The sequence below is a fragment of the Aequorivita xiaoshiensis genome (assembly GCF_022008395.1).
Lineage (GTDB): Bacteria > Bacteroidota > Bacteroidia > Flavobacteriales > Flavobacteriaceae > Aequorivita > Aequorivita xiaoshiensis.
On record NZ_JAIRBB010000010.1, the window covers coordinates 39,335 to 64,110 of the forward strand.

The 24,776-nt window shown below is 37.2% G+C and carries 23 protein-coding genes; 15 read left to right on the forward strand and 8 right to left on the reverse strand.

What is annotated here, in order from left to right; translation table 11 throughout:
- Positions 1 to 7: 7 nt before the first annotated feature.
- From K8344_RS10945 to K8344_RS11010, 14 genes are all read left to right on the forward strand, one after another.
- Positions 8 to 1,264, forward strand: a complete 1,257-nt coding sequence (locus K8344_RS10945) for an efflux RND transporter periplasmic adaptor subunit (RefSeq protein ID WP_154192130.1) — start codon at positions 8 to 10, stop codon at positions 1,262 to 1,264.
- Positions 1,265 to 1,379: 115 nt separating this feature from the next.
- Complete coding sequence (locus K8344_RS10950; RefSeq protein ID WP_076547108.1) at positions 1,380 to 1,718, forward strand: P-II family nitrogen regulator; 339 nt, start codon at positions 1,380 to 1,382, stop codon at positions 1,716 to 1,718.
- 16 nt (positions 1,719 to 1,734) lie between these two features.
- On the forward strand, positions 1,735 to 2,157 hold the full coding sequence (locus K8344_RS10955; RefSeq protein ID WP_154192128.1) for a Fur family transcriptional regulator: 423 nt from the start codon (positions 1,735 to 1,737) through the stop codon (positions 2,155 to 2,157).
- Positions 2,158 to 2,201: 44 nt separating this feature from the next.
- Complete coding sequence (locus K8344_RS10960; protein ID WP_154192127.1) at positions 2,202 to 2,549, forward strand: SpoIIAA family protein; 348 nt, start codon at positions 2,202 to 2,204, stop codon at positions 2,547 to 2,549.
- 9 nt (positions 2,550 to 2,558) lie between these two features.
- Positions 2,559 to 5,084, forward strand: a complete 2,526-nt coding sequence (locus tag K8344_RS10965; protein WP_237608730.1) for a heavy metal translocating P-type ATPase — start codon at positions 2,559 to 2,561, stop codon at positions 5,082 to 5,084.
- Between the two features lie 39 nt (positions 5,085 to 5,123).
- Positions 5,124 to 5,558, forward strand: coding sequence for a Fur family transcriptional regulator (locus K8344_RS10970; RefSeq protein WP_237608731.1), 435 nt, complete (start codon positions 5,124 to 5,126; stop codon positions 5,556 to 5,558).
- An 80-nt stretch (positions 5,559 to 5,638) separates the two neighbouring features.
- Complete coding sequence (locus K8344_RS10975; RefSeq protein WP_237608732.1) at positions 5,639 to 6,955, forward strand: APC family permease; 1,317 nt, start codon at positions 5,639 to 5,641, stop codon at positions 6,953 to 6,955.
- A 209-nt stretch (positions 6,956 to 7,164) separates the two neighbouring features.
- Positions 7,165 to 7,530: a SpoIIAA family protein gene (locus K8344_RS10980; protein ID WP_237608733.1), complete on the forward strand. Its 366-nt coding sequence runs from the start codon at positions 7,165 to 7,167 to the stop codon at positions 7,528 to 7,530.
- Positions 7,531 to 7,619: 89 nt separating this feature from the next.
- A complete protein-coding gene (locus K8344_RS10985) occupies positions 7,620 to 7,817 on the forward strand; it encodes a hypothetical protein (RefSeq protein WP_237608734.1) in 198 nt (65 codons plus the stop codon).
- A gap of 202 nt (positions 7,818 to 8,019) precedes the next feature.
- Entirely contained in the window at positions 8,020 to 8,229 is a 210-nt protein-coding gene (locus tag K8344_RS10990) for a GDCCVxC domain-containing (seleno)protein (RefSeq protein ID WP_073217619.1), read from the forward strand.
- A gap of 59 nt (positions 8,230 to 8,288) precedes the next feature.
- Entirely contained in the window at positions 8,289 to 10,193 is a 1,905-nt protein-coding gene (locus tag K8344_RS10995) for a heavy metal translocating P-type ATPase (RefSeq protein ID WP_237608735.1), read from the forward strand.
- Between the two features lie 2,343 nt (positions 10,194 to 12,536).
- Positions 12,537 to 12,971 carry a DUF6943 family protein gene (locus tag K8344_RS11000; RefSeq protein ID WP_237608736.1) on the forward strand — a complete coding sequence of 145 codons (435 nt, stop codon included), beginning with the start codon at positions 12,537 to 12,539 and terminating at the stop codon, positions 12,969 to 12,971.
- A gap of 177 nt (positions 12,972 to 13,148) precedes the next feature.
- The gene (locus K8344_RS11005) at positions 13,149 to 13,790 is read left to right on the forward strand and encodes a DUF6266 family protein (protein WP_237608737.1); all 642 of its coding nucleotides are present in this window, start codon (positions 13,149 to 13,151) and stop codon (positions 13,788 to 13,790) included.
- A 252-nt stretch (positions 13,791 to 14,042) separates the two neighbouring features.
- The gene (locus tag K8344_RS11010) at positions 14,043 to 15,260 is read left to right on the forward strand and encodes a serine hydrolase domain-containing protein (protein WP_237608738.1); all 1,218 of its coding nucleotides are present in this window, start codon (positions 14,043 to 14,045) and stop codon (positions 15,258 to 15,260) included.
- Positions 15,261 to 15,285: 25 nt separating this feature from the next.
- On the opposite strand, the gene nagB is transcribed toward K8344_RS11010, so the two are convergent.
- The 3 genes from nagB to K8344_RS11025 form a co-directional block, all read right to left on the reverse strand.
- Positions 15,286 to 16,068, reverse strand: coding sequence for a glucosamine-6-phosphate deaminase (gene nagB / locus K8344_RS11015; protein ID WP_237608739.1), 783 nt, complete (start codon positions 16,066 to 16,068; stop codon positions 15,286 to 15,288).
- Positions 16,069 to 16,227: 159 nt separating this feature from the next.
- A complete protein-coding gene (locus K8344_RS11020) occupies positions 16,228 to 17,436 on the reverse strand; it encodes a M24 family metallopeptidase (RefSeq protein ID WP_237608740.1) in 1,209 nt (402 codons plus the stop codon).
- 662 nt (positions 17,437 to 18,098) lie between these two features.
- Positions 18,099 to 18,596, reverse strand: a complete 498-nt coding sequence (locus K8344_RS11025) for a DUF4494 domain-containing protein (RefSeq protein ID WP_237608741.1) — start codon at positions 18,594 to 18,596, stop codon at positions 18,099 to 18,101.
- A 499-nt stretch (positions 18,597 to 19,095) separates the two neighbouring features.
- On the opposite strand from K8344_RS11025, the gene K8344_RS11030 reads away from it, so the two are divergent.
- Complete coding sequence (locus tag K8344_RS11030; protein ID WP_139856295.1) at positions 19,096 to 19,524, forward strand: FKBP-type peptidyl-prolyl cis-trans isomerase; 429 nt, start codon at positions 19,096 to 19,098, stop codon at positions 19,522 to 19,524.
- 196 nt (positions 19,525 to 19,720) lie between these two features.
- Here the strand turns inward: K8344_RS11030 and K8344_RS11035 are convergent, their stop codons facing one another.
- The 5 genes from K8344_RS11035 to K8344_RS11055 form a co-directional block, all read right to left on the reverse strand.
- Entirely contained in the window at positions 19,721 to 20,749 is a 1,029-nt protein-coding gene (locus K8344_RS11035) for an acyltransferase family protein (RefSeq protein ID WP_237608742.1), read from the reverse strand.
- Positions 20,750 to 20,790: 41 nt separating this feature from the next.
- A complete protein-coding gene (locus tag K8344_RS11040) occupies positions 20,791 to 21,714 on the reverse strand; it encodes an SGNH hydrolase domain-containing protein (RefSeq protein WP_237608743.1) in 924 nt (307 codons plus the stop codon).
- 63 nt (positions 21,715 to 21,777) lie between these two features.
- The gene (locus K8344_RS11045; protein ID WP_237608744.1) at positions 21,778 to 22,659 is read right to left on the reverse strand and encodes an acyltransferase family protein; all 882 of its coding nucleotides are present in this window, start codon (positions 22,657 to 22,659) and stop codon (positions 21,778 to 21,780) included.
- Between the two features lie 28 nt (positions 22,660 to 22,687).
- Positions 22,688 to 23,749: an acyltransferase family protein gene (locus K8344_RS11050; RefSeq protein ID WP_237608745.1), complete on the reverse strand. Its 1,062-nt coding sequence runs from the start codon at positions 23,747 to 23,749 to the stop codon at positions 22,688 to 22,690.
- Positions 23,746 to 24,768, reverse strand: a complete 1,023-nt coding sequence (locus K8344_RS11055; protein WP_237608746.1) for a glycosyltransferase family 2 protein — start codon at positions 24,766 to 24,768, stop codon at positions 23,746 to 23,748. Before K8344_RS11055 ends, K8344_RS11050 begins: the two co-directional genes overlap by 4 nt.
- Between the last annotated feature and the right edge of the window lie 8 nt (positions 24,769 to 24,776).

Genomic DNA, 24,776 nt, shown 5'->3' on the forward strand with positions numbered 1-24,776 from the left:
AAGAAAAATGAAGAATATATTATTAGTAAGTACCGTATTATTTACACTTATGTTTATGAGTTGTAATGATGCCCCAAAATCTGAACTTGGGCATAACGAAGCCGAAGGCGTATCAAAAACCAATGAAGCTGGGGAAGATGCACACGGCGATGAAGGCCACAATGAAGGAGAAGAAGAAGGTCACAGCGAGGAAGAAGGCGTTGTGGAACTTACAAAGCAACAGGCCGAAACCATAGGTTTGGAAATGAAACCTTTGGAGGAACGCAATTTAGGGAACAACATTAAGGTAACGGGAACGCTGGAGCTTTTCCCACAGGACAAGGCGAACATAAGCCCGTTTGTTGGTGGAAATGTGAGTGCCATAAAAGTAATACCCGGAGATAACGTAAGCAAAGGTCAAGTGCTGGCATATATAGAACACCCGGATATCATTGCAATGCAACAGGACTATCAGGAAAAAAATGACGAACTGGTCTTTTTGAAACAGGATTTTGAACGCAAGCAGACGCTTTATGACAAAGGCGTTTCTTCGGGAAAGGAATTTCAAATGGCTCAATCAAAATTTCGTTCCACAACATCCAGCGTCAATGGTTTGAGGGCCCAATTGAAGTTGTTGGGGATTAATCCGGAAAAAGTGGCGGAAGGACAGATATATTCCGCAGTTCCCATTACCACACCCATAAGTGGTTATGTGGATGAAGTAATGATTAGCCTTGGCGATTACGTGGCACAACAATCCAAAATGTTCTCGATAAGCGATAATTCAAAAATTTATGTAAACTTCAAAGTCTATGAAAAGGACATAAAGCAAATCCAGAAAGGACAACAGATATATTTTTCCACGGCCTCTCGCCCAGATGAACTGCTTAAAGCAACCGTTCGGTCTATAGGTAAAACTTTTGAGACAGACCCAAAAGCCATAGAAGTTCTTGCTGATATAGAAAACAAGGATAAAAATCTTTTGCCAGGTATGTATGTAGAAGGGCGCATAGTGCAGGGCGAGAAAAAGGGTTTTGCCGTTCCGGAAGCCGCCATTATAAAGGAAGGCGAGCAATCCTTTATTTTTATCTTGGATGAAGATGAGGAAATGGAAGTAGGCAAAATGAAATTCAAAATGATACCCGTAACGGTTGGTATTACTGATTTAGGCTTTGTTGAAGTCAATCTGCCTGCCGAAGTTTCAACCGATGCCAAAGTGGTCATAAACGGAGCTTATAACCTGTCTTCTGAAATGATAAAGGGCGAACTGGAACACGGACATTAATTCAATAATAATCAAAGGTTTTGATTCCGAGTTTGTTTATCGTCTTAATTAGTTAGTTAAAAATTATAAAACAGACTCGGTTCAAAATTGATTAAAAATTTAAAAAGTTAATAATATGAAAGAAATAAAAGCATTTATAAAACCGAACCGAATCCAAAGAGTCATTGAAGCACTTTCTGACAATGGATTTGAAAGTATGACCCTTTCACAAGCAGAAGGCACGGGCGCGTTCAAGGCAAAAGGTGCCAGACCGTCGCTGGATTTTCACGTAACAGATAGTCCAGTGGTCAAATTGGAATTGGTCTGTCAAAATGAGGAAGCCCAAGCGGCCATTGAAACAATTATAGCCAACGCCAAAACCGACGGGCCTGGAGATGGTATAATTTATATAGCTAATATAGAAGATGCGTTTCACATTAAAACAGGAGATTCCTTAAAACGTTACGACCTGTAATTCTCTTTCTAAACAAATGGAAAAAATAGTTCAATTTTTAGAAAGCAAAGGAATACGACCTACAGCTATGCGCCTTATGACCTATAAGCGGTTGGCAGAGTTGAATGTTGCCATCAGCCTTGGCGATTTGGAAAAAGATTTTAAGATCAGTGAAAGAAGTACCCTGTTTAGGACTATGAAAGCGTTTGAAGAAAAAGGGATTGTGCATCAAATCGAGGATGGGACAGGGGTTATAAAATACGCCCTTTGCGAAGAAAATTGTGAATGCGAGGTCGGCAACGACCTTCATTTGCACTTTCATTGCAACAATTGTAATGAAACGGTCTGTTTAACAGAGCATAAAATCCCTCACATCAACTTGCCTGATGGCTATATCACGGAGGACATTAACTTGGTGGTAAAGGGTATTTGCGAAAAATGCAGTGGCAATTTGGATTAAACGTTTGGTTTTTAAATTCAATTATCATTTATAAATAGTGAGCAATGATAACAATCTATAAAAAAGAGGCTACTGTATATATGGTAGCAGAGAATAAGCTGGATGCCAAGGATTATGAAAACTTGATACCGGTCTTAACAGAACACATAAATGCATATCAGGAAGTGTTCTGGTACATTGAAATGCAAAATTTTGAAGGTTGGGCAGCAGAGACATACTGGAAGGGAATTGAATTATACCTTCCGAATGAAAAGCATTTAAAGCGAGTTGCTTTGGTGGGCAGCGTTAAATGGCAAGAGCAATTTACCGAGGTATTGCTTCCTTTTTCAGAAGCTCATATAAAATTTTATAAGACCGAAGAAAAAGACGATGCCAAAGAGTGGATAAAATAAAAATAAAAAATGGAAAAACTACAACTAAAAATACCGGTCATCCTTCCGCAAGTTCCTAACGAAAAAGATTCTTGTGTTGAAAGGCTTATTCAAAAACTACAAGCTAAAGAGGGCATCGAAAAAGTGCACATTGCCGATGCAAACGGAGCTGATGTGCCAAAGCTCTGTTTTCATTATGACCCAGATATCATTTCCATTGACCGCATTCAATCCCTCGCCGAAAGTACTGGTGCCGAGATTACCGAAAAATACGGGCATTTGCTCATTGAAGTTAAAGGAATCAGACACACAAGACAGGCTCGTTCCATAGAGAGAAGCCTTTTGGCAATCAATGGAGTTTTGGAAGCTTCCGTTTCAGGCTCTGGAATGGTACGACTTGAGTTTGATAAAAAGCAAACAAATTTTGATGAAATAAGCAAACAAATTGAAAAGGAAGACCTTCAGGTTCAACGCAGTGCTTCAAACGAAAATGATTACACCGAAGCATCCAAAAAACAAGAGCGTTCAAAGAAGGAAGAGACTAAAGAGCAAACTTCCACCGAGGGACACGAGCACAAAGAAGGCGAGACCCACGAGGAAGGAGAAGAGCACGCCCACGGTGGTATTTTCGGTAAAAATACGGAGCTTATTTTTTCCATTATCTGTGGGGCACTTCTCGGAATAGGTTTCGGCCTTTCCTATGTGGAATCCATCCCAGATTGGGTCAGTCTTACTTTATACATTGGTGCTTACTTTTTCGGTGGTTTCTTTACGGCCAAGGAAGCAGTACAGACGGTTGCCAAAGGCGGTTTTGAAATTGACTTCTTAATGCTGGTTGCCGCCATTGGTGCAGCCATTCTGGGAGAATGGGCAGAAGGTGCATTGTTATTGTTCCTGTTTAGTTTGGGGCACGCCCTTGAACATTATGCAATGGAAAAGGCCCGAAAGTCCATTGCGGCACTGGCAGATTTAGCACCAAAAACAGCATTGCTGAAAAAAGATGGTAAGACAGAAGAAGTCGGGATTGAAAAATTAAGTATAGGCGATATCATTGTGGTCAAACCCAACAGTAAAATATCTGCCGATGGTGTTGTGGTCAATGGAAAAAGCAGTGTCAACCAAGCACCTATCACAGGGGAAAGTGTACCTGTGGACAAAATTCCTGTGGAAGATACGGGCAAGGACTATTCGGCAGACGATGATATCAAGGACGAAAACCGCGTTTTTGCCGGAACTATCAACGGTAATAATACTTTGGAAATAAAGGTAATCAAAGAAGCCAAAGACTCTACGCTGTCCCGACTGGTCAAATTGGTCAACGAGGCACAGACCCAAAAATCCCCCACCCAACTTTTGACCGACAAGTTTGAAAAATACTTTGTACCATCCGTACTGATATTGGTTGGTATCCTACTCTTTGCCTTTTTGGTCATTGATGAACCGTTTAGTGCCAGTTTTTACCGTGCAATGGCAGTATTGGTAGCCGCCAGCCCTTGTGCACTCGCCATTTCAACACCAAGTGCGGTATTAAGCGGTGTGGCACGGGCAGCACGGGGCGGTGTACTTATCAAAGGTGGGCGACCGCTTGAGGATTTAGGGGTCATTACCGCTTTGGCTTTTGATAAAACGGGCACACTTACCGAAGGCAAGCCCAAACTTACCGAAGTAGTACCACTGGGGAATATTGAAGAAAATGAACTGTTAAAGATAGCCGTTGCCGTTGAAAACTTGAGCGACCACCCTTTGGCCAAAGCCGTCGTAAGGGATGGGAAAGAGCGTCTGAAAGGTACTGATATTACCGATGCGTCAGATTTGGAAGCGGTTCTCGGAAAAGGTATCAAAGCTTCTTTGGGCAAGGATAAAATCTATATAGGAAACCTTGACTTGTATGAAGACCTCGATGAAGCAAAACCATCCGAAGATATATCGAATAAAGTAAAAGAACTTGAAGGTGGTGGAAATACCACAATGCTCATAAGAAGGAACAAAGAATATATAGGTATCATCGCCCTGATGGATACCCCACGGGAAGCGGCCAAGGAAACCCTTAAAAAATTAAAGGAAATCGGTATTAAGCGGATGATAATGCTAACTGGCGATAATCAAAAGGTTGCCGATGCCGTTGCTAAAGAAATTGGGTTGACCGATGCCTGGGGAAGCCTGTTGCCAGAGGAAAAGGTAGATGCCATTAAAAAATTAAAAGAACAGGAATCCAAAGTCGCAATGGTAGGCGACGGTGTGAACGATGCCCCTGCAATGGCAAACAGCACCGTAGGTATCGCAATGGGTGCAGCGGGCAGTGATGTGGCATTGGAAACAGCTGACATTGCCCTAATGGCCGATAAACTGGAAACCCTGCCCTTTGCCATAGGTTTGAGCAGGAAGGCAAAGACCATTATCAAGCAAAACCTTTGGGTCAGTCTTGGTATTGTTGCCCTGCTTATACCCTCAACCATTTTTGGGCTTGCCAATATCGGTATTGCGGTGGTAGTCCACGAAGGCTCAACACTACTTGTGGTATTCAATGCCTTAAGGCTTTTAGCGTATAAAAAATAAATTTAGTAAAAAAGATTGCTTTTTGAATCAATGCTAAAAATGACAAAGACGGAAAAAACACTTTTAAACCGAGGGATTCGACCTACTCAAATGAGGTCGAAGATATACAAGTTCCTGAAAAGGAAACAAAGTGCCATGTCCTTTTCCGATTTGAAAAAGGCGTTTGTTCAAAAGAGCGAAACCAATAAAACAGCAAACAGAACTACCTTTTATCGCAATCTCAAGATTTTTGAGGATAAAGGGTTGATTCATCAGATTAATGATGGTGTAGGAGTGGCAAAATATGCGATTTCTGATGAAAATGCCAAAGGTAAATACGGTACAGATTTACATATGCACTTTCATTGTACCGTTTGTAGGAAAACCATCTGTTTACCAAATAAAATATCGGAAGAAAGCCTGCCAGACGATTATGAAGTGAACGATGTGAACTTGGTTTTGAAAGGAATATGTGAAAAATGCAGGAAAAAATAACAGGTGGGAGTACTTGAACCTTGAACCCTTGCGCCCAATGGTCCAGTTCAGGTTTCTTTCACCCTCTTTAACTAAAAAATATGGCAGAATTAAAAAAATCATTGGGAACACTTCGACTCACTTTTTATGGCGTTGGCACCATTGTGGGCGCAGGAATTTACACGGTAATCGGCGCAGCAGCTGGACAAGCGGGAACAGACCTCTGGTTAAGTTTTATCTTTGCTGCCATTGCAGCAAGTGTCTCGGCAATGTCCTATGCAGAGTTATCCTCTACCTATCCCAACGCCGGTGCGGAATTCATTTTTGTACGGAAAGCGTTTCCAAAAATCGACATTCCATCGTTTCTAACAGGTTGGACGATTGCGTTTCATAGTTCGGCCACAATTGCAGCGGTGCTACTTGCCTTTTCGGGATATTTCAATACGTTTTTTAATATGCCCTCTCTTCTAATAAGTTATGGCATTTTATTGGTGTTGTCATTAATTAGTATTACAGGCATCACAAAATCGTCGACAGCAAATATTATTATGGTCAGCATTCAACTTTTGGGATTGTTATTATTGATAGTATTTGGGCTTTTGGAAACTGGTCCACCCAAAGCAGAATTCTTTCAGGTGGAATCGATTTCTGGAACTTTGGCGGCCACAGCTACATTGTTCTTTATCTATACCGGTTTTGAACATATGGCAGCTTTGGGTTCGGAAGTTAAGAACCCGGGAAAAACAATACCCCGCGCATTTTTAATGACTATGGTAATAACTACTACAATTTACTTATTTATTGCTTTTACGGTTTTGAACATTGCAGACCCTTCCGCTTTGGCAAATGTGGATTCGCCACTATCGCTTGCAGCTTCCAATCTCAACAATTGGTTGCCTGTGGTATTGGCTATTGCTGCACTTTTTGCTACGGCTAATGCTGCTTTTAGTGGTATCATATCCATAAGTAGATTGCTTTTTGGAATGGCAAGCGTGGGCGAACTTCCAAAGTTTATGACCAAAACCAATGCACAGAAAGTACCGTGGGTCACTACCATTATAGTTATGGCAGCAGTTGCCGGATTTTTATTGTTGGGCGATATTAAGATTGTTGCAGGAATGTCGTCATTGGGTGCTTTGCTTGTTTTTGTTGCCGTAAATGTCGCACTTATCGTGCTTCGGTTTAAAGCACCAGAGCAAGAACGACCATTTAAAGTTCCTTTGGCTATAAGACGAGTGCCGATTTTACCCATTTTGGCGATACTTATAAGTCTATCACTGATAATCCAATTTAATTGGCAGGTTTATGCAGCGTTCGTAGGTGCTATTATCGTGGGTATTGTGCTTGATTATTTTTTGGACAAAAAGTCAAAGGATGAAATAGACCCTGAAAAAGAAAAGGAACTTTTTAACCATTAAAATGAAGCTATGGATTGGATGTTCGAAGATTTTAAAACTGACCTAGATGCCTTAAATCCTATTGTCCGTAAAAAAGCCCTGTCCATAGCAAAATAACTAATTGAAAAAAAAGATATTTCAGCAAAAGAAGCTTTATCGGAAGGCATCATAAGGGCGGAAGAATGGTTTTACGATTTAGAAGGATAATTATCAATTAAAAACTATATAAAATGTTACAGATAATCGAATTAAAAGAAAAAAATATTGTTGCAACAAAAGCTTCGGGCAAATTGAGAAAAGAAGATATAGAAAAAATCCATCCACTTATCCACGCCATACTGGACAAGGGAATGAAAGTCCGTTGGTATTTTGAGATGGACAACTTCACGGGTTGGGATTTACCTGGTTTATGGGAAGACCTTAAAATGGACACAGCCCACGCCAGGGACTATGAAAAGATTGCTATGGTTGGAGATAAAAAATGGCAGAATTGGATAACCCAATTTATGAAGCCTTTTACCAAGGCAGAAATTAAGTATTTCAATTTAGACCAAAAGGAAGAGGCTAAAAATTGGATTGGATATAACACAAAATGATACGGCAAAAATATAAAGCATTGGTTACGATTAAATTTTGGGTCGCTCTTTTTTTTGGGTTTATAATATCTATCGTGCTAATTCAACCCTTGGCCATTTCAATATTTATGTATGATAATGCAGGAGGCTTATTAAGTTGGTGGAATACCTTTAAGATAGCTTTTCAACAAATAGTTGAGATGGGAGATTCTGAACAGATTTTGAAAAATTTTCTATTTGGACTTATGGGAGTGAGCATTACGATAATGTATTACATCGGACTGTATATGAAAAAGAAAAGCAGGTAAAACCATATTGAGAATTGAAATTTAAAAAAATAAATAATAGAAATCCCATAAATGATTAGCAAATGCAATGTAATTTTTTTAATGTCTATTAAAATTGAATTGAAAATAGTCTATAAAATGCGATTTTATCACCTATAAAGTCAATGCATTGACTAAAAATTAAAATTATGGTACTGACAGTAAACACCAAAAATAAAAATCAATGGAAGCTATATTAAAATCAGAAATTACCTGTCCAAACTGCGGACACAAAAAAGTAGAAGATATGCCAACAAATTCCTGTCAATTCTTTTATGAATGTGAGAAGTGTAAAACTGTTCTAAAACCAAAAGAAGGTGACTGTTGCGTTTACTGTTCTTATGGTTCTTTGCCCTGTCCTCCTATCCAGTTAACAAGAAAAGATGAATGCTGATGCAAATGCAATTCCTGTGCATAACCTTTTAAAGTATCTTTAAAGAAAATTTTAATAAAATGAAAGCAGCTACATCCCGGCACTTAAGCCCAAAAGTTAATAAAGAAAAAACAGGCTGGAAAACCCACTGGGACCTTCTGCTTGCCTTGCTGATTTTGGTTATACTGTTAACATTGGAATATGGGTTTAACCTCGACATACCCACTATACCTTTATTGGCAATTAACCTCATTGCTTATATTCTCGCCGGAAGAAAAGTTTTAGATCTCGCTTGGCGAAAGTCAAAAAGAGGCGATTTCTTCAATGAATTTGTATTGATGAGTGTGGCAACAATCGGCGCATTCATCATTGGAGAATATGAAGAAGGTGTTGCCGTAATGGTATTTTACCAAATAGGCGAATGGTTTCAGGACTCGGCAGTTAAGCGCGCCAAAAGAAGCATTAAAGCCTTGCTTGATATAAGGCCTGATGAAGTTATCGTTCTAAGAAACGGAAAATCACAGGTTATACATCCTTCAGAAGTAGAAATAGGAGAAAAGATACAAGTGAAACCTGGTGAAAAGGTTGCCTTGGATGGTGATCTCATTTCTGAAAAAGCCTCTTTCAACACTGCGGCATTAACAGGGGAGAGCAAACCAGATACCAAATATAAAGGTGAACAGGTACTGGCCGGGATGATCAATCAAAACACACTTGCAGAAGTAAAGGTAACCGCCCTGTTTAGGGATAGTAAACTCAGCAAAATCTTGGAAATGGTACAGGATGCCACCGCACGTAAATCACAGACCCAACTCTTCATATCCCGTTTTGCCAAAGTATATACCCCAATCGTATTTTTCCTTGCACTGGCACTTTGTGTAACCCCAATATTTTTTGTGGATGATTATGTGTTTCGGGAATGGTTTTATCGTGCCTTGGTATTCTTGGTGATCAGTTGCCCCTGTGCATTGGTTGTTTCCATACCTCTGGGCTACTTTGGAGGTATCGGCCTTGCTTCCCGAAATGGAATCCTGTTCAAAGGCGGAAACTATTTGGATGTTATGACCCAAGTAAAAACAGTGGTGATGGACAAAACAGGCACCTTGACCAAAGGGGTCTTTAAAGTTCAGCAAGTAGTACCCCAAGGAATTGAAAAAGAAGAACTGATCAAAGTAGCAGCAGCTTTGGAAAAGAACTCGACCCATCCCATAGCCATAGCTGTAACGGATTATGCCGATAATAAACACCAAGGCCTACAAACTTCAAACATTGAAGAAATAGCAGGACACGGCTTGAAAGGCATCGTTGGTAATAAGGAAGTATTGGCTGGAAACCTTAAACTTTTAAAGAAATATGACATAGCTTATCCTGCCGAAGTCGAACAGATTGTAGATACCATAGTGGTATTGTCCATTGATAATAAGTACGCCGGTTATATCACTATTGCCGATGAAATAAAGGAAGATGCATATCAGGCCATCAAGGAAATGCACCGTCTAAACATAAAAACCGTAATGTTATCTGGTGATAAACAAACAGTGGTAGATCAGGTGGCAAAAGTTTTGGGAATTGATGAAGCTTATGGTGGCCTGCTTCCGGACGAAAAAGTGGAGAAAGTGGAGGCTCTTAAAAAAGAAGGAGTAAAATTGGCCTTTGTAGGCGATGGTGTTAACGATGCTCCGGTTATTGCCCTCGCCGATGTTGGTATTGCAATGGGCGGTCTCGGTAGTGATGCCACCATCGAAACAGCAGATGTAGTTATTCAAAACGACCAGCCGTCAAAGATCGTTGCAGCAATAAAGGCGGGTAAAATCACCAAAAACATTGTCTGGCAAAATATCATTCTCGCTATGACAGTCAAAATTATAGTACTTGCATTAGGTGCAGGCGGTGTTGCTACTTTATGGGAAGCCGTTATCGCAGATGTGGGTGTAGCTCTTTTGGCTATATTGAATGCTGTGAGAATACAACGGAAGGATTTATAACATCCGCATACTTATCTTGGCTTCAAAAAGATTGTTTTTCTCGAACGAAAAAAATGTTCCTTGCTCTGGCGGTTGTTGCTATGTTCGCTTCAAAAACTTAATAGACAACCCAGATGTCATTTATAAATTGCTCATTCCTCTACTGATATTTTTATTGTGATATTTTTTATTGGTCAAATCCTCAGGCAAATCCCTAAAGTTTAGCTATTCAGACAGGGTAAGCCTGACATTAACTACTACGGCAAGAAATTCACCTATTTCATTAGCCATTGCCGTTTCTGCTTTTTTTTATGAACCATTAATAGCATTATCATTAATTATTGAACCATTGGTTGAACTTCCAGTTTGGTTTTGACATCACAAATAATATTGTATTATTGTGCTTAATATACTGACCCTAATTTCCTCACCACTAAAGCTAACCTTATTCCTTCTATAGCGGAATTAGATGATTCCAATTTAAGGAAAAAAACCCACCGCACAGCCATTTGCTTCCAGTCGGTTCTTTTCGTTCGTTCGTGCCTCACTCTCTACAATCACCCACTTTCAGCAACGCGCAGCAAGAGTACTCCTTCAATCGGTTCCGTTGCTCTCCACCTCAATCAGTCGCACCCTTGCTTTTTCCCACGCGCATCCAAACGCAGGTAAAGCGGTGTTCGTCAGTCCTTCCGCTTTGTTCCGCAAAAACATATCTGCAAGGGTAAAATGAACTCCCTGCGGTCGCCCTTGCATATACCGTTCACTTGCCAGGTGTCTTGCGCTCCAGTGGGTGCTCGCCACCTGCCGTTCACTTGTTTTGCTTCACACGCTACTCTCCTTCCTCACCCGTGGCTACTCCATCCCCCCAAACCCTAATAAGGTGTTCGCTGCGCTCACCACTTTTTTAATTGGGGGTCTGCCGCCACTTGTTAATTGTGCGAGCCTGCGGGTCGCTTCGGGCTGATCGGGCTGTCACGTTTTTTGCAATCCGCCATTTGCTTTCAGTAGGTTCTTTTCGTTCGATCGTGCCTCTCTCTCTACAATCACCCACTTTCAGCAACCCGCGCAAGAGTAGCTCATTCTCTCCACTACACGAGCCTACGTACCTCCATTTCGCAATGCCATTAAATTCACTTCAATCTTTTTTTGACGATTTTATACTCAATAAAAACACTTCAATTAGATAGATGTCAAGGCATTGCTCCATTCCGGCTCCGGCATCGTTTCGTTGCGTTCAATCGCTACCCTTGCCTTTCCCTACCCGGAAGCAAAAAATCGCGCCAGCCCTGCCGTAAACGGTAGGCGTCTGCCGCCCTCCTTCCTCGGGCTTCTGCAGCCACCACCCTTGCTCCGCTCGCAGGCGGCTCGCATTATACTTCCAGCAATCCATTCCGTTACTCTCCATTCCTTGCTTCCACTATAGCTCCGCTTTGGTTTACCTGCCCAATAAAATTCAATCGAATCAGAATAAACATCCACTTGATCATTTAAGAATGGTCATCTGATAATCATTGTTGACTCCGATTAATTTCTATTTAAAACGAACTTCCGACTTGAATATGAAACTTACCACTATCTGACTTCTACAATCAAATACATTATCCCTATTCATCCGATTTACTTAAAAACAATAACCCCACTTTTAATTCGGAATCAAATCAACATTTCGTTATAGAGAAGTAAAAACTCCAACATAAAGCAAAGGTACAGGCGTGCGGATGCGAGAGCTGCAAGGGTTCGCTTCGCCTGTTTTAAAAAAAAATCTCCACCCTCGCTTCTTGCTTGCATTCAAATTTTCACTGTTAATGATACTATGGTTTCCACCTGATTGTTACGCTCTTAACACACGGGTAGTATTTTTTTTAACAGCCCTTGCATCAGTCGCACCGATCCTGTGGCATAAGGCATTATGTTCAAGTTTTTATTTAGAGTCCGTTTAGGCAGCCGGTGGTTGTTGGCGGGCATACGCACCTCGGGCAGTCCGTTCTTCATTGGTGTGCATTACGTAGGCTTCAAGGAGTATACGTTGCGCATCCTTTGGCTAGAGTGCTGCCTCACAGAGCTCCCTTTTTAGGGGGCTCTTTTTTTTAGTCGTTCCCCTAAAAATTAATAAAAGAGGTCAGCAAAGATAGGCGGGTTGCCCCATTCTTCAGCCACCACGGGTTTTCAAGGTCAAGCCCTCCGGGTTTTGATGAAAATCTCCATCCGCCTCTGGCTGGATAGTATTTTCATTCAAAAACCTTGACAACCCCAGCAAACCCGCCTAAACGAAAGCTTTCTCTTTTCTTTTTTTTCGCTTCTGATTTTCTCTTCTGAAAAAAATTAATGCGAAGCAAAAAGAAGCCAATTCTAAAAAGCTTTTATATGAAAACGTTCCGAATCAAAACTCACAGACTACCCCTCACCTATTCCAAACCACATTTCTTTATACTCAATAAAGGATTAAACAGTGGAAAACCATTAAAGGAATCTTGTCCGAATTGCTTTGTCTGCACTACAACCGGCGAAATCCACAGAGATTTTATGTACTGGTTATGTTCCGGATTATGGAAATCAAAATCATTCCATTACTTTTTGAAAGGATCCGTGATTCCGTCTATAACCATTGGAGATGTGAAAACCCATCTTGAGAAAAGTGAATCTATCGCATCCAGAAATTTTGAAAGATTCAACCAATCCATCCAAGCCCTAAAATCTTTAGAACTCAATGAACAAAAACTAAAGCTGACTCTAAAACTGATTGATACCGCGAAAAAGGCCATCCTTCGACAACTGATGTATAAATCAGATGCATTTTAAACTCTTCATTTATAAGAAAATCCATTTCTGAAAGGCAAAACAAAGCAAGTAAAAGCAACACCCCCCGCTACCAGAGCTCCGCACATTAATTGAAGTAATTTAGATGTATAAGGACGACGCCGTATAAAGTCCGTGCCAAGTCCGAATATTTGTTTAACCCATTAATACATAAAAATTATGGCAATTATCAATCAAGGTATTCTCGGTGGTGTATCTGGAAAAATCGGGAATGTAATCGGTGGGACCTGGAAGGGCATCGATTACCTAAGAATCAAACCTTCCAGTGTAGCGAACCCCAAAACTGAAGGACAATTAGACCAGCGATCTAAGTTTGCCAAAGTGCTTCATTTCCTTCAGCCGATGACAGATTTCCTACGAGTAGGTTTTAAGCAATACGCAATCAAAATGACCGAATTCAACGCTGCGATGTCTTACAACCTGTTTAACGCTGTACTTGGAGCGTATCCAAACTACACGATAGATTATCCCAACGCATTGGTGAGCCGCGGAAATCTAAAAGGTGTAGCCAATGGAACTGCGGCTTCAACAACTCCAGCAGAAATTGACATTACTTGGGATGATAACTCTGGTAGCGGAAACGCACTTGCGACCGACAAATCTCTAATCCTAATCTTGAATCCGGACAAGAAAGAGAGTATTTACACTACAAGTGGTCCCGCAAGGCCAATCGGATCTGAAACCCTAACATTGCCGGCCGAATATACCGGAGACGTTGTAGAGGTGTATTTAGGATTTGTTTCAGCAGATGGCACAAAAGTTTCCAATAGTACCCATTTAGGTTCTGTAACAGTTGCGTAAAAGCGATTGACGTTTTCTTCGAAAACCGTTCTCATTTGAGGGCGGTTTTTTTATTTTTACCACCTCATCTTGCCTATCTTTATTCCTTCATTAGTCAAAAGTAAATAGTTTTTGTTGCTTATACGTTGCCTAAACCTCGTAACTCCTTTATAGACAAGGCTAGAAAGATATTGCATCGGAAAGTAAATGACAGCCATATTCTCAAGATGTTAATCAAAGTCATATAGTTAACTTTACAAACTCACTTTAATAATGATTCATTACAAAAACTTCATATTATCTACTTGTTTAGCGATGGCTTCGCTAACAGTAGCTGCTCAAGATTGTACAACTCTAACGACAGAGCAAGCTAAGGCTGAAATCGCAAACATTCCCGGAGAAACCATGGGGCAGAAACTTGAGAGTTTGCTCTTTTGGTCGCAAGAAGAAAAAGAGAGACGCTTTCCTATAATGCACGAACTTTATCCTAGCATATTTGTTTCAGGAGCTAGTGAAAGTTCTTCATTAGAAAAAACTGAAAATATTACACCAATTTGGGATGATAAAACAACTTTAACTTCATATATGAGCGACAATCACGTTCAAGGAGTAATTGTAATTCAAAACAATAAAATTAAACTCGAAGTGTATTCAAATGGAATTGATAAAGAAACCTTGTGGACTTCCTTTTCTGTTGCCAAATCTGTTTCTTCTATGTTAGTTGGAGTTGCACTAAAAGAAGGTGACATTGAAAGTTTAGACGATCCTTTAAAAAAATATATAAGTGAACTAGATGGATACGATTATGGAGAAGTAAGTGTACGACAATTACTAAATATGACTTCAGGAATTGCTTGGAATGAAGACTATGAAGATCATAATTCGGATGTGGCTCAAATGTACTTACAGCCTTGTGAAGGTACCGAGTCGCATATACTAACTTATATGAAGCAATTAAAATTTTCAAATAAACCTGGCACTACTTGGAATTACAGTACTGGTGAAACCGATTTAGTCGGGATACTAGTTCAAAAAGCTACCGGAAAGAGTTTGGCTGAATACCTTTCTGAAAAAATCTGGAAACCATGGGGAATGGAGCACTGCGCGTACTGGCTTGCTGACGAATGCAGCAATGAAAATATTGGCGGCAGCGGTCTTTCAGCTAGTCTTAGGGATTTTGCACGCTTAGGAACACTTATGCTAAGTGAAAGCAAATTAAAGGATAATAAAATTCTAGCTGAAGAATGGGTAAAAGATGCCACTTCTATTCTATATAAAACAAACGAGCAAGGTGACGGGTACGGATATTTGTGGTGGCGTTCCAATAGCGGAAGCTATGCTGCTGTAGGTATATTCGGACAGATGATTTATATCGACCCCAGTAAAGATCTTGTAATCGCGCAAACTGCAGCTTGGCCAAAAGCTAGTTCAAAAGAACTAGTTGAAGGCCGTAAAGAATTTGTAAATGCAGTAATAAGAGCTTTGGAATAATTCTTATAATAGAGAATAAAGCAAGCTATTTCTGTATCATTGCTGCTGCTTCTCTATCGAGTATGTATTCCACTTGTGGTAACGATTGAAGTATAGATGACGGAACATCAGTAGCGATGGTACCGTTAAGTGCTTTCTTAATTATTTCAGATTTCCTTTCTCCTAATGCTAGCAATAATATTTTTTTAGCTTGAACAATGGTATTAATCCCCATCGTAATAGCCTGATAAGGAACATTATCTAAATCTCCAAAATTCTCGATAGCATCTTCCCTTGTTAGCGGATGTAAATCGATTAATCTCGTAATGGAATCAAATTTAGAACCTGGCTCATTAAAACCAATATGGCCGTTTCTACCAATGCCTAACAACTGCAAATCTAAGCCACCATAGCTCTTGATTTTATTTTCGTAATCTAAGCAGTATTCACTTATTTGGTTTGAAGAGCAGTCTGTATGTGGAATGTGAATATTTTCTTGTGTAATGTCAACATGATTAAACAAGTTGTTATTCATAAAATAAGTATAGCTCTGCTCGTCATTTACACTTATTGGATAGTACTCGTCCAGGTTAAAACTAACAACATTGCTAAAGCTCAAGCCTTCATACTTATGTAAACGAATCAATTCCTGATAAACCATTTTAGGTGTATTACCCGTAGCAAGACCTAAAATTGCGCGGTTACCTTCTTTTTGTTTCTGAAGAATAAGATCTGCGATTTTATTTGCAGTGTATTTAGAAGCAAGAACAGCACTATCATAGACTGTTAACTTATCAAAATCAGGCTGTTTATTAGAGCTTTTAATCATCACAATTCAATCAGATTTAACTGATTATATTTATTCAAGTTCAATTTAAAAAAGTGCGCAAAAATAACAACTTTAAAGGATTAGGCCCTAATTTAATACTTAAAAGAATGCTAAACTAATAATTTGAAACCAACTATTTAAAAGTTCTTTGCTATTTCGCTAAACTCCAAAAGGATTATCAATACTATGCGCCGGCTCTGTAAACCATTTTGGCCCTGCATTGGTCATATAAATATGATCTTCTAGACGAATTCCAAATTCGTTGGGTACAACAATCATAGGTTCTATACTAAAGGTCATTCCCGCTTGCAGCTCATTATCGTTCCCTCTAAGAATAAACGGATGTTCGTGAATATCTAATCCGATTCCGTGTCCTGTTCTATGTGGCAGACCGGGGAGATCGTAATCAGGGCCTAAACCATCTTTTACAAGCTGTACGCGTACTTCGTCATCAATATGTCCGCAAGGTTTCCCTAATTCCGCCGCCCTAAAGGCAGCTAGCTGTGCGTCTTTTTCATTTGTCCAGATTTTTTTTTGCTTTGCTGTTGCTTCCCCGAAAACATAAGTTCTAGTGATATCGGAAAGATATCCATTGAATCGCGCTCCAGTATCTACTAACACTATATCATTTTCTTCTAGTGGTTTTGGCGATTTCACCCCGTGAGGAAAACTAGAATCCTTTCCAAATAGAACAATACAAAAGTACGAACCACTTGCAATCCCAAGTTTTTTGTGTGCTTTATTTATAAAATCTTCTACTTCAGCGGTTGTAATCCCAGGTCTTAATATTTTGGCTGTTGCCTTATGCACTTGCATTGTCAAGTCCATTGCATATTGAAGTTGTGCAATTTCAGCATCACTCTTAAGCATTCTAATATCCCGAATCAGGGTTTCGGCGCTGCTAATTTGAAACACCTTGTGGTTTTGAAAACGAGAAACTAAGGTAAATGGCGTAACATCGTCTAAAGCAAGGCTTATCCCCTGTTCAATATTATCAGCAATTTTTTGTATAGGACACTCGTGTTCAGCCCAAGCAATTATTTCGCCATCGATTCCTTTGTAATCGTTAAAAGTGCCTATCTCAAACTCAGGAACCACGTATTTTAAACTCCCATCAGCAAACAGAACTGCCCCTACTAAGCGTTCGGAAGGATTCCATTTGGTATTTGTAAAGTAATATAAGTTAGTACCTGCATTGATATATAATGCGTCTAATCCGTTATTTTTTAATGCTGCACAAGCTTTATCAATTCTATTTTGATACTCCTCTTTACTAATTGGAGACGGTTTTACCGTAGGTTCGGTTAATTTGGATAATTCCACTTCCGCAGTACCCCCACCAATTCCATATTTTCTATTACTATTCATAATTCATTTAGTTTAAAATAAAGATACGACACACATTTTTAATATGCTATTATACAGCTAAGACCTCTTGAGTTTAGATGCTGGAATCTAGATGCTAGATGCTAGAAACTAGACTCCATTTCCATTTATCGTTATCCAAGTCTCTCTTTCTCTGTTCTAAATTTAGAAACTTGAAGGCTTATTTTCTGTCTCTTTATACTTGACTTTTACGCCTTAGGTCCTACGTCTTACGTCTTAAGTCCTGTTGCTAAAGCATATATCAACTACACTCTAAATACACAATCATTTATAAACTCAAAATCTCTGTTCTTTGTTTTCTGTTCTCTGTTCTCAACCTAAATCTACTGATTCTTGACTCTTGAATACAGATACTGGAATCTAGATGCTGGAACCTAGACGCTAGATGATAGATGCTAGATGCTAGAAACTAGACTCCATTTCCATTTATGGTTATCCAAGTCTCTCTTTCTCTGTTTTAAATTTACGAAACTTAAAGGCTTATTTTCCGTCTCTTTATACTTGACTGTTACGCCTTAGGTCCTACGTCTTACGTCTTAGGTCCTGTTGCTAAAGCATCTACCAACTATACTCTAAATATACAATCATTTATAAACTCAAAATCTCTGTTCTTTGTTCTCTTTTCTTTCTTCTAACCTTCTACCCTAGTTTTCTTGTTCAACCAATTCTGGAGAATCAAGTACTTTAAATTTTTCTAACTGTTCTTCTTCTCCTGTAAAATAAGGAAAAACATCTACAATTGGTGATTCGGTGATAGAAGGAATATTATAATCCCCCATGGTTTGTTCCATAGCTTTTGTAGTGTTATCAAAAGCTTCCTTTACATCGTTTGCCTGAACTAGCAAGTAGATATTTGCCTTTTTCTCTTTCCCACTTTCTTCGTCAAGTGCTACTAAAGAAACCTTAGACTTAAACCAGCGGTCAGAATTTTCAAAGGGATGAACTTCTGAAAAGTTGGCTACTTTTATATTCATTATTCTAAAATCTTCCTCAGTAAATGTTTTCATCTCTTCGGTAATTCTAGCTTCTGCTTCTGTATAAGAAACTGCATCAAGCAGATAAGTATCCGTTGTTACTTTTTGCTCTCCTGTTTCGTGTGTTTTTTTGTATTTCACCTTACATTCATACCAAGTTACGCTCATAATATTTTTTTTAAAAGCCCAAAAATATCAATTATAACACCACTGACTTTATAAAAATAGAATAGATATTCACAATTGTCAATTCGGAATTATGAATTAACGACTTTAAAAATTATATAAAAAAACTATACAGTTATGGTGTAAAGTTATGAGTTATGAGTTGTGAGTTCAGAGTTGTGAGTTCAGAGTTATGAGTTTTGAGTTTTGAGTTAAGAGTTCAGAGTTATGAGTTTAGTATAGAATTTGAGGTATTTGGTGAAGGGCGATTAATATAGGAAGCAATTGACAATTATAAATTTCTAAAAAACCAGTATAAATACTTGAAACAAAATCTTGGTTCCTAAATCTTGCCTCTTTTTTTCTCTTCTCTCTGTTCTCTTCTCTTTATCTTTTTCCTAAAATTTACCTAAAACTTTGAATTATAGGTAATTTTCTGTGGAATTGGCAATTCAAACCTATAGTTTTGTTCACTTATTGAAATAATTGTAAAAACAAATTTATGAGTCAAGTACAAGGAAATGAAACCGTAAAACTTCATTACACAGGAAAATTAAACAACGGACAGGTGTTTGATAGTTCGCTACAGCGTGAGCCTTTAGAGGTTAAGCTTGGGGAAGGCCGTTTAATCCCTGGTTTTGAAAAGGGGTTGGTGGATATGAAAGTGAATGAGAAGAAAACCATCACCATCCCAAAAGAGGAAGCTTACGGGGATGTTCAAAAAGAGCTTTTCCAAAAAATACCTAATGAAAACTTACCGCAAGAAATAAAGCCAGAAGTTGGTATGGGATTAGTTTCTAAAAACCCTGATGGATCTGAGCGTCAACTTCGCGTTGCCGACGTAAAAGACGATTTTATTATCGTTGATGCAAACCACCCGCTTGCAGGACAAGATCTAACTTTCGAACTAGAATTACTTGAGATAAAGTAATCATTTAGATACTTATATTTTAAAAAAGACTGCCGTGACGGTGGTCTTTTTTTTGGTTTAAACGGAAACACCACTAAGGGGGATCACAGTCTAGAGTCTAGAGTCTAGACTGAAGGAAATTAAAAATAGATGCAATGTTGTAAATTAAAACAATGTTACTGAATTATAAATTTTACTGGCTATTTAAAAAAGCGATTTATTTTATTAGTGAATATGTTCTATTGTAAATAAAATTAACAATAACCGAAGCTACTAAACACCATAAAACCAACCATGTGAAAATTATTAGAGGATATTGTGGGGCGTAAATAATATCTTTAAAATATATTATGTAAAAGAACATATGTATTAACCATAAGTTAGTGGCATGGGGAGTAAAGAAATCTAAGCCTTTTTCGAGTGTATTAGCGAGTTTCATTTGAAGAAAGAGAAAGATAAACCCTAAAGCCGTAAAAGGTGCAACAATGAAATTTGGGATGATCCCATGAAATACTATTAACAATAGTATTCCTAAAATAGCAACTAGATTTGGCCATTTAATTTTTTTAAAAACATCTGAAACTTTTTTATGCCATTGATATTTCAAGGCAAAACTCCCTAGCATAAATTGGAAAAGCGTACAAAAGTATAAGGCAGTTTGGGTATGTGTCCAGTGAAGAATAGGATTCTCAAAGATATTAGAATTATACACTCGAAAGTAAAACGCCACAATATAAATAACGAATAGTAATCCTAAATAAAGATATGGATTAACTTTATCCAACAATTTAAACCAAAACTTTGAAGTAAAAACAAACAGTATATAAATGGTAAAAAACCACCAAGCTCCATTATAACTGCCTTTTAATCCTGTAAAGTTTAAGGCGAATTTTTGCAAACTCCCTGGATAGCCATCTGTACCCATAATCCAACCCAATAATACCGCAAATAGCAAAAGAATTATCCAATACCTTAAATAAAGCTTTTTTGTCCTTTCAACATTTTTTTTAAAATATAGGTTCTTATTATTTAAATAACTATAATACAAACCATAACCAGACACAAAAGCAAATATAGGCACACAAGCATCTGAGAATAAGGAAATATAATAACTTAAAGGTTGACTACCTATAAAAATAAGGGGGCGAAATAAACCATCATAATCTCTGTTAAATAGATGCAAACACAGCATCATTAAAATAGCAATAGATTTTAGTTGATTGGATTTTTGAATAGAGATTCCCATTTAAAATAATTCCTTTATTAATTTTGGTATAATGGTAGATTTTACAACTTGATCCGTTCCCATCTTACTATAGTGATTTTATCAACCATGTACGGTACGCCTTCGTCATTTAATTTTACGACCTCCTCTAAATCGTAAATATCAATATATTGTGAATTAGGTGTATTTTCTTTTAACCACTCCATATCCCTATTTGTCTCTGCGTCTATATACTTATTTATAAATGGATTTACATTATCTTTTGCTAATGTTTTTTGTAACATAATAATTTTTGAAAATGCAATCGTATAACTTTCCTGTTGGCCAATAACTAGAACCGAAACGCCTTTATTTTTAAAATAGTTTAAAAATTCAGTATATGACTTTAAAAGTTCTTTCTTTGAATAACCTATTTGAGGGTTGCGGTACATAGGCCAATGTAAACTTAGAATAACAACATCTAATTCATCAATATGGTCTGGTAAAAACTCATTGTAAAATCTATTAATCAATTTTACACTTTCTGGTTGGCCTTTTGGATTTTTAAAAGGAAATACGATACCCGCATTGAGCTCCATTATATTTAATAAATCTCCTATTTGCTCTTGAAGGGATTGGGAAAATTGAGCAGCATGACTGTCACCTATTAGCAGTATGTTTTTCTTTGTATCACTTAACTGAAGGCACCCTGACCAATTATAGTCTTCCATATTATTTCCTATGGTAATAAAACAATTAGACGAATTGAACTGCGCTTCTCGTATTTTATTATTGTATTCATCAGCATAGTTTCCTATGGCATAGGATTCATCATCATATAAAGAAAGGCTTTTGTTAAATGGATTGTTAGGATATAAGAATGTAATTGTACCAAAAACTATAATTAAGGGCAAACTAACTGAAACGAATTTCGCTGAAGAAAACCAGTCATTCTTTTCTATACAGTAATATGACAGCACTGAAAGGAATACCGAGATCAGCGTCATATAAATAACACTAAAATCGTTAAGCAAACCAAAATATTGAAATAAAATAAACACTGGCCAATGTCATAAGTATAAAGAATAAGATATGTCACCAAAAAACTGCACTCCTCTAGAGTGCAAGAACTTAAAATCAATATTAAAGGCAATAATAAGAAATGTTGCTACCGCAGGAATAATCGTATAGTAAGATGGCCAAAGATCTGATGAGTCAATAAGAACTATTGAAACAAGCAGCGTTAAATACCCTATTATTACAATTGCCCGACGCAGATTATATTCAAATTTATTTTCTAAAGGCGTAGCATATAAAAATGCGATCCCTCCTATGGTCATTTCCCAAGCTCTTGTTGGAAACATATAAAATGCAAAAGAATTATCGAATTGTGTTACCCATAAACACAGCACTAAGGAAATTAATGTAAACCCTAAAAATCCGATATTAAAAGCCTTTCTATTATTTAAATAAAATCGTTTAACGACTAACAGGAGTAATGGATAGACTAAATAAAACTGCCATTCTACCGAAAGTGACCAACTGTGTAAAAATATATTCCCTTGAGAGGCAGAATCAAAATAACCGTTGTACAACCAATAATAAATATTGGAGATAAACATACTGCTGAACACCACATTTTTAGCATTCTGAGCAGCATCTTTGTTTAGAAAGAGTAAAATAGAAACTAATAGTATGACAAACCCTACAACTATTAAAACGGGAAAGATTCTTTTAACTCGTTTGAGATAAAATTCTTTTAGCGAAAAATTATTCCGTGTAAAACCATTTAATACTATTCGGGTCATTAAATAACCCGAAATCACAAAAAATATATCTACCCCTAAAAAACCTCCATCGAAAAAAGGAACTTTAAAATGAAAAAACAAAACGCTAATGACCGCTATTGCTCTTAAAAATCCAATGTCGTACCGGAATTGTTTTATCCCCATAACCTCTAATATTCTTTTATAAATAAAACTATCTCTTCCCTGTTAGAACATTATAAGTTCTTGGGACTACCTTTTCCACGAGTACACCAACTATTATGGATAATATTGATATGAAAATAAAAGTGAACAGATACAGTATAAAATTATACAAGGCACTATCTACATCTAATTTCTCAATTATTTTTTTGAGAAAAACTATAGGTATTCCATGAAATGCGAAAATAAAGAAACTGTATTTATAAAAGTTGTAATGGTTGTTTAAATATTTGCTTAAAAAATCATAACCAAACCACATAGCCATACAACCTAATAGATTTGTAATAAATGTTAATTGTGCCGGTAAAAACTTATGAGGTTGATAATAATCAAAATAAATAATAATGTTATTCAAGATTAACCATAACACTAAGGCTATAAGTACTATTTGCACTTTCAATCGTTTTTCAATATTTATTTGTCTTATGCTCAAATAACAGACAATAGTGTAAAACAGCAATGGATAAACATGAAAAACTTTGATACCTCCCAACGTAAATAGACTTTCATTTATAACTGAGAATCCAATTAATAAGAAAAAAATAAGCAGATTAAATTTTCGAATTAAAATATAAATAATAGGAGTAATTATAACATAAAGCATTAATTCTCTTAAAAACCAGAATGGGTAATTTAATGGATATACAATAAGATTGTAAATAAACTCTTTCGTAGATAGTGAATATAAAGGCTGATTAAAAAAGGTTTTTGTAACAGGTAATGTTTGTAATAGATAAATTATTCCAAACCAAATAAAGCACCATAATATATAAGGAACTAAAAGCGTATTTACTCTTTTTTTTAACTTTAAACCATAATCGTTTAATGTCCATACCTCATCTTTTTTTAATTTAATAAAAAATAGATAACCAGAAATCATAAAAAAACAAGGCACCGCTATTTGAGCTAACTGCAGGGACAACAAATATTCCAGGTACTTAAAGAAAGTTAATTCTGAGGAGTTAGTATCCATTGAAACGGAATGCAATAGAACAACCACCACGATAAGCCAAAAAGAAAAGAAAGTCAATTTTTGACTTAAATATTTTGTCATTTTAATATGTTTTTTTTAATCATTAGCCTAGCGAGGTTAAGACTCTCAAACGCATTTACAAAAACTCTATCTAATAGGAATTGTTTATTTCGAAGTAAAAATACATGAATTTCATCTTTTTTATTTCCTATCGGCAAATCATTGAATCTATTAGTTAATATACTTATTTGTTTCAATTCTTTTTTTGATGAACTCCATATTCCTTTTGATAGTACTGTGTCATAGGATAGTTTTTTTAACAGTTCAGCTGTTCGCATCTTGATGATATTCTCTGTATTAATATTTAGAGATGGTGCCAATTTCATAAACGCCTCGTTGGTCAATTTTAAATCATTTATATGACTCATTTTTAACAAGCCAGATAGATTATTTTCCTGTAAACGATTATAGAAATATAAATTATCACTTATAGAAAAAATATAATTCGTATAGATTAAATACTCTAATATAAAGATTAAGTCTTCAGATAGTCTAATACGGCTATCTAGCTTTAAATTATTGTTTCTAATTATGGAATTTTTAAATATTTTCCCCCACAAAACCCCATTCACACCAGTAAAAAGGAAATTGGCATAGTCGAAAGAAGAAATTTTTCTATTTCTCAAGTTTTCTGGCAAATGGTGAAGGTAATTCCCATTTGGATTATATTTTGAAAGCTCGATATAATCGCATATAACCATATCTATTTTGGAATCACTTAACAATGGCTCTATTAAAAATTTTAAATAGTTTTCATCTAACCAATCGTCTGCATCTACAAAGGCTATATACTCCGTTTTAGATTTTTCGACACCTAGGTTTCTCGCTGCCGAAGGACCAGCGTTAGGCTGTGAAAAAACTTGAAATCTTGTATCCTTAGCTTGGTAGGCTTTGCAAATTTCTAAGCTACGATCTGTAGAACCGTCATTAATAAGAATGAGTTCCCACTCTCTAAAACTTTGCTCTAAAATAGAATTCAAGCATTTCTCTAGAAATTCTTCCGCATTATAAATCGGTATAACAATAGAAACTAGACTCATTCTATAAT

What these genes read in the sequence shown, in the direction of transcription:
- K8344_RS10945 (WP_154192130.1), top strand. Translation starts at nt 8, where the DNA reads ATGAAGAATATATTATTAGTAAGTACCGTATTATTTACACTTATGTTT.
- K8344_RS10950 (WP_076547108.1), top strand. Translation starts at nt 1,380, where the DNA reads ATGAAAGAAATAAAAGCATTTATAAAACCGAACCGAATCCAAAGAGTC.
- K8344_RS10955 (WP_154192128.1), top strand. Translation starts at nt 1,735, where the DNA reads ATGGAAAAAATAGTTCAATTTTTAGAAAGCAAAGGAATACGACCTACA.
- K8344_RS10960 (WP_154192127.1), top strand. Translation starts at nt 2,202, where the DNA reads ATGATAACAATCTATAAAAAAGAGGCTACTGTATATATGGTAGCAGAG.
- K8344_RS10965 (WP_237608730.1), top strand. Translation starts at nt 2,559, where the DNA reads ATGGAAAAACTACAACTAAAAATACCGGTCATCCTTCCGCAAGTTCCT.
- K8344_RS10970 (WP_237608731.1), top strand. Translation starts at nt 5,124, where the DNA reads ATGACAAAGACGGAAAAAACACTTTTAAACCGAGGGATTCGACCTACT.
- K8344_RS10975 (WP_237608732.1), top strand. Translation starts at nt 5,639, where the DNA reads ATGGCAGAATTAAAAAAATCATTGGGAACACTTCGACTCACTTTTTAT.
- K8344_RS10980 (WP_237608733.1), top strand. Translation starts at nt 7,165, where the DNA reads ATGTTACAGATAATCGAATTAAAAGAAAAAAATATTGTTGCAACAAAA.
- K8344_RS10990 (WP_073217619.1), top strand. Translation starts at nt 8,020, where the DNA reads ATGGAAGCTATATTAAAATCAGAAATTACCTGTCCAAACTGCGGACAC.
- K8344_RS10995 (WP_237608735.1), top strand. Translation starts at nt 8,289, where the DNA reads ATGAAAGCAGCTACATCCCGGCACTTAAGCCCAAAAGTTAATAAAGAA.
- K8344_RS11000 (WP_237608736.1), top strand. Translation starts at nt 12,537, where the DNA reads ATGAAAACGTTCCGAATCAAAACTCACAGACTACCCCTCACCTATTCC.
- K8344_RS11005 (WP_237608737.1), top strand. Translation starts at nt 13,149, where the DNA reads ATGGCAATTATCAATCAAGGTATTCTCGGTGGTGTATCTGGAAAAATC.
- K8344_RS11010 (WP_237608738.1), top strand. Translation starts at nt 14,043, where the DNA reads ATGATTCATTACAAAAACTTCATATTATCTACTTGTTTAGCGATGGCT.
- nagB (WP_237608739.1), bottom strand. Translation starts at nt 16,068, where the DNA reads ATGATTAAAAGCTCTAATAAACAGCCTGATTTTGATAAGTTAACAGTC.
- K8344_RS11020 (WP_237608740.1), bottom strand. Translation starts at nt 17,436, where the DNA reads ATGAATAGTAATAGAAAATATGGAATTGGTGGGGGTACTGCGGAAGTG.
- K8344_RS11025 (WP_237608741.1), bottom strand. Translation starts at nt 18,596, where the DNA reads ATGAGCGTAACTTGGTATGAATGTAAGGTGAAATACAAAAAAACACAC.
- K8344_RS11030 (WP_139856295.1), top strand. Translation starts at nt 19,096, where the DNA reads ATGAGTCAAGTACAAGGAAATGAAACCGTAAAACTTCATTACACAGGA.
- K8344_RS11035 (WP_237608742.1), bottom strand. Translation starts at nt 20,749, where the DNA reads ATGGGAATCTCTATTCAAAAATCCAATCAACTAAAATCTATTGCTATT.
- K8344_RS11040 (WP_237608743.1), bottom strand. Translation starts at nt 21,714, where the DNA reads ATGACGCTGATCTCGGTATTCCTTTCAGTGCTGTCATATTACTGTATA.
- K8344_RS11045 (WP_237608744.1), bottom strand. Translation starts at nt 22,659, where the DNA reads ATGGGGATAAAACAATTCCGGTACGACATTGGATTTTTAAGAGCAATA.
- K8344_RS11050 (WP_237608745.1), bottom strand. Translation starts at nt 23,749, where the DNA reads ATGACAAAATATTTAAGTCAAAAATTGACTTTCTTTTCTTTTTGGCTT.
- K8344_RS11055 (WP_237608746.1), bottom strand. Translation starts at nt 24,768, where the DNA reads ATGAGTCTAGTTTCTATTGTTATACCGATTTATAATGCGGAAGAATTT.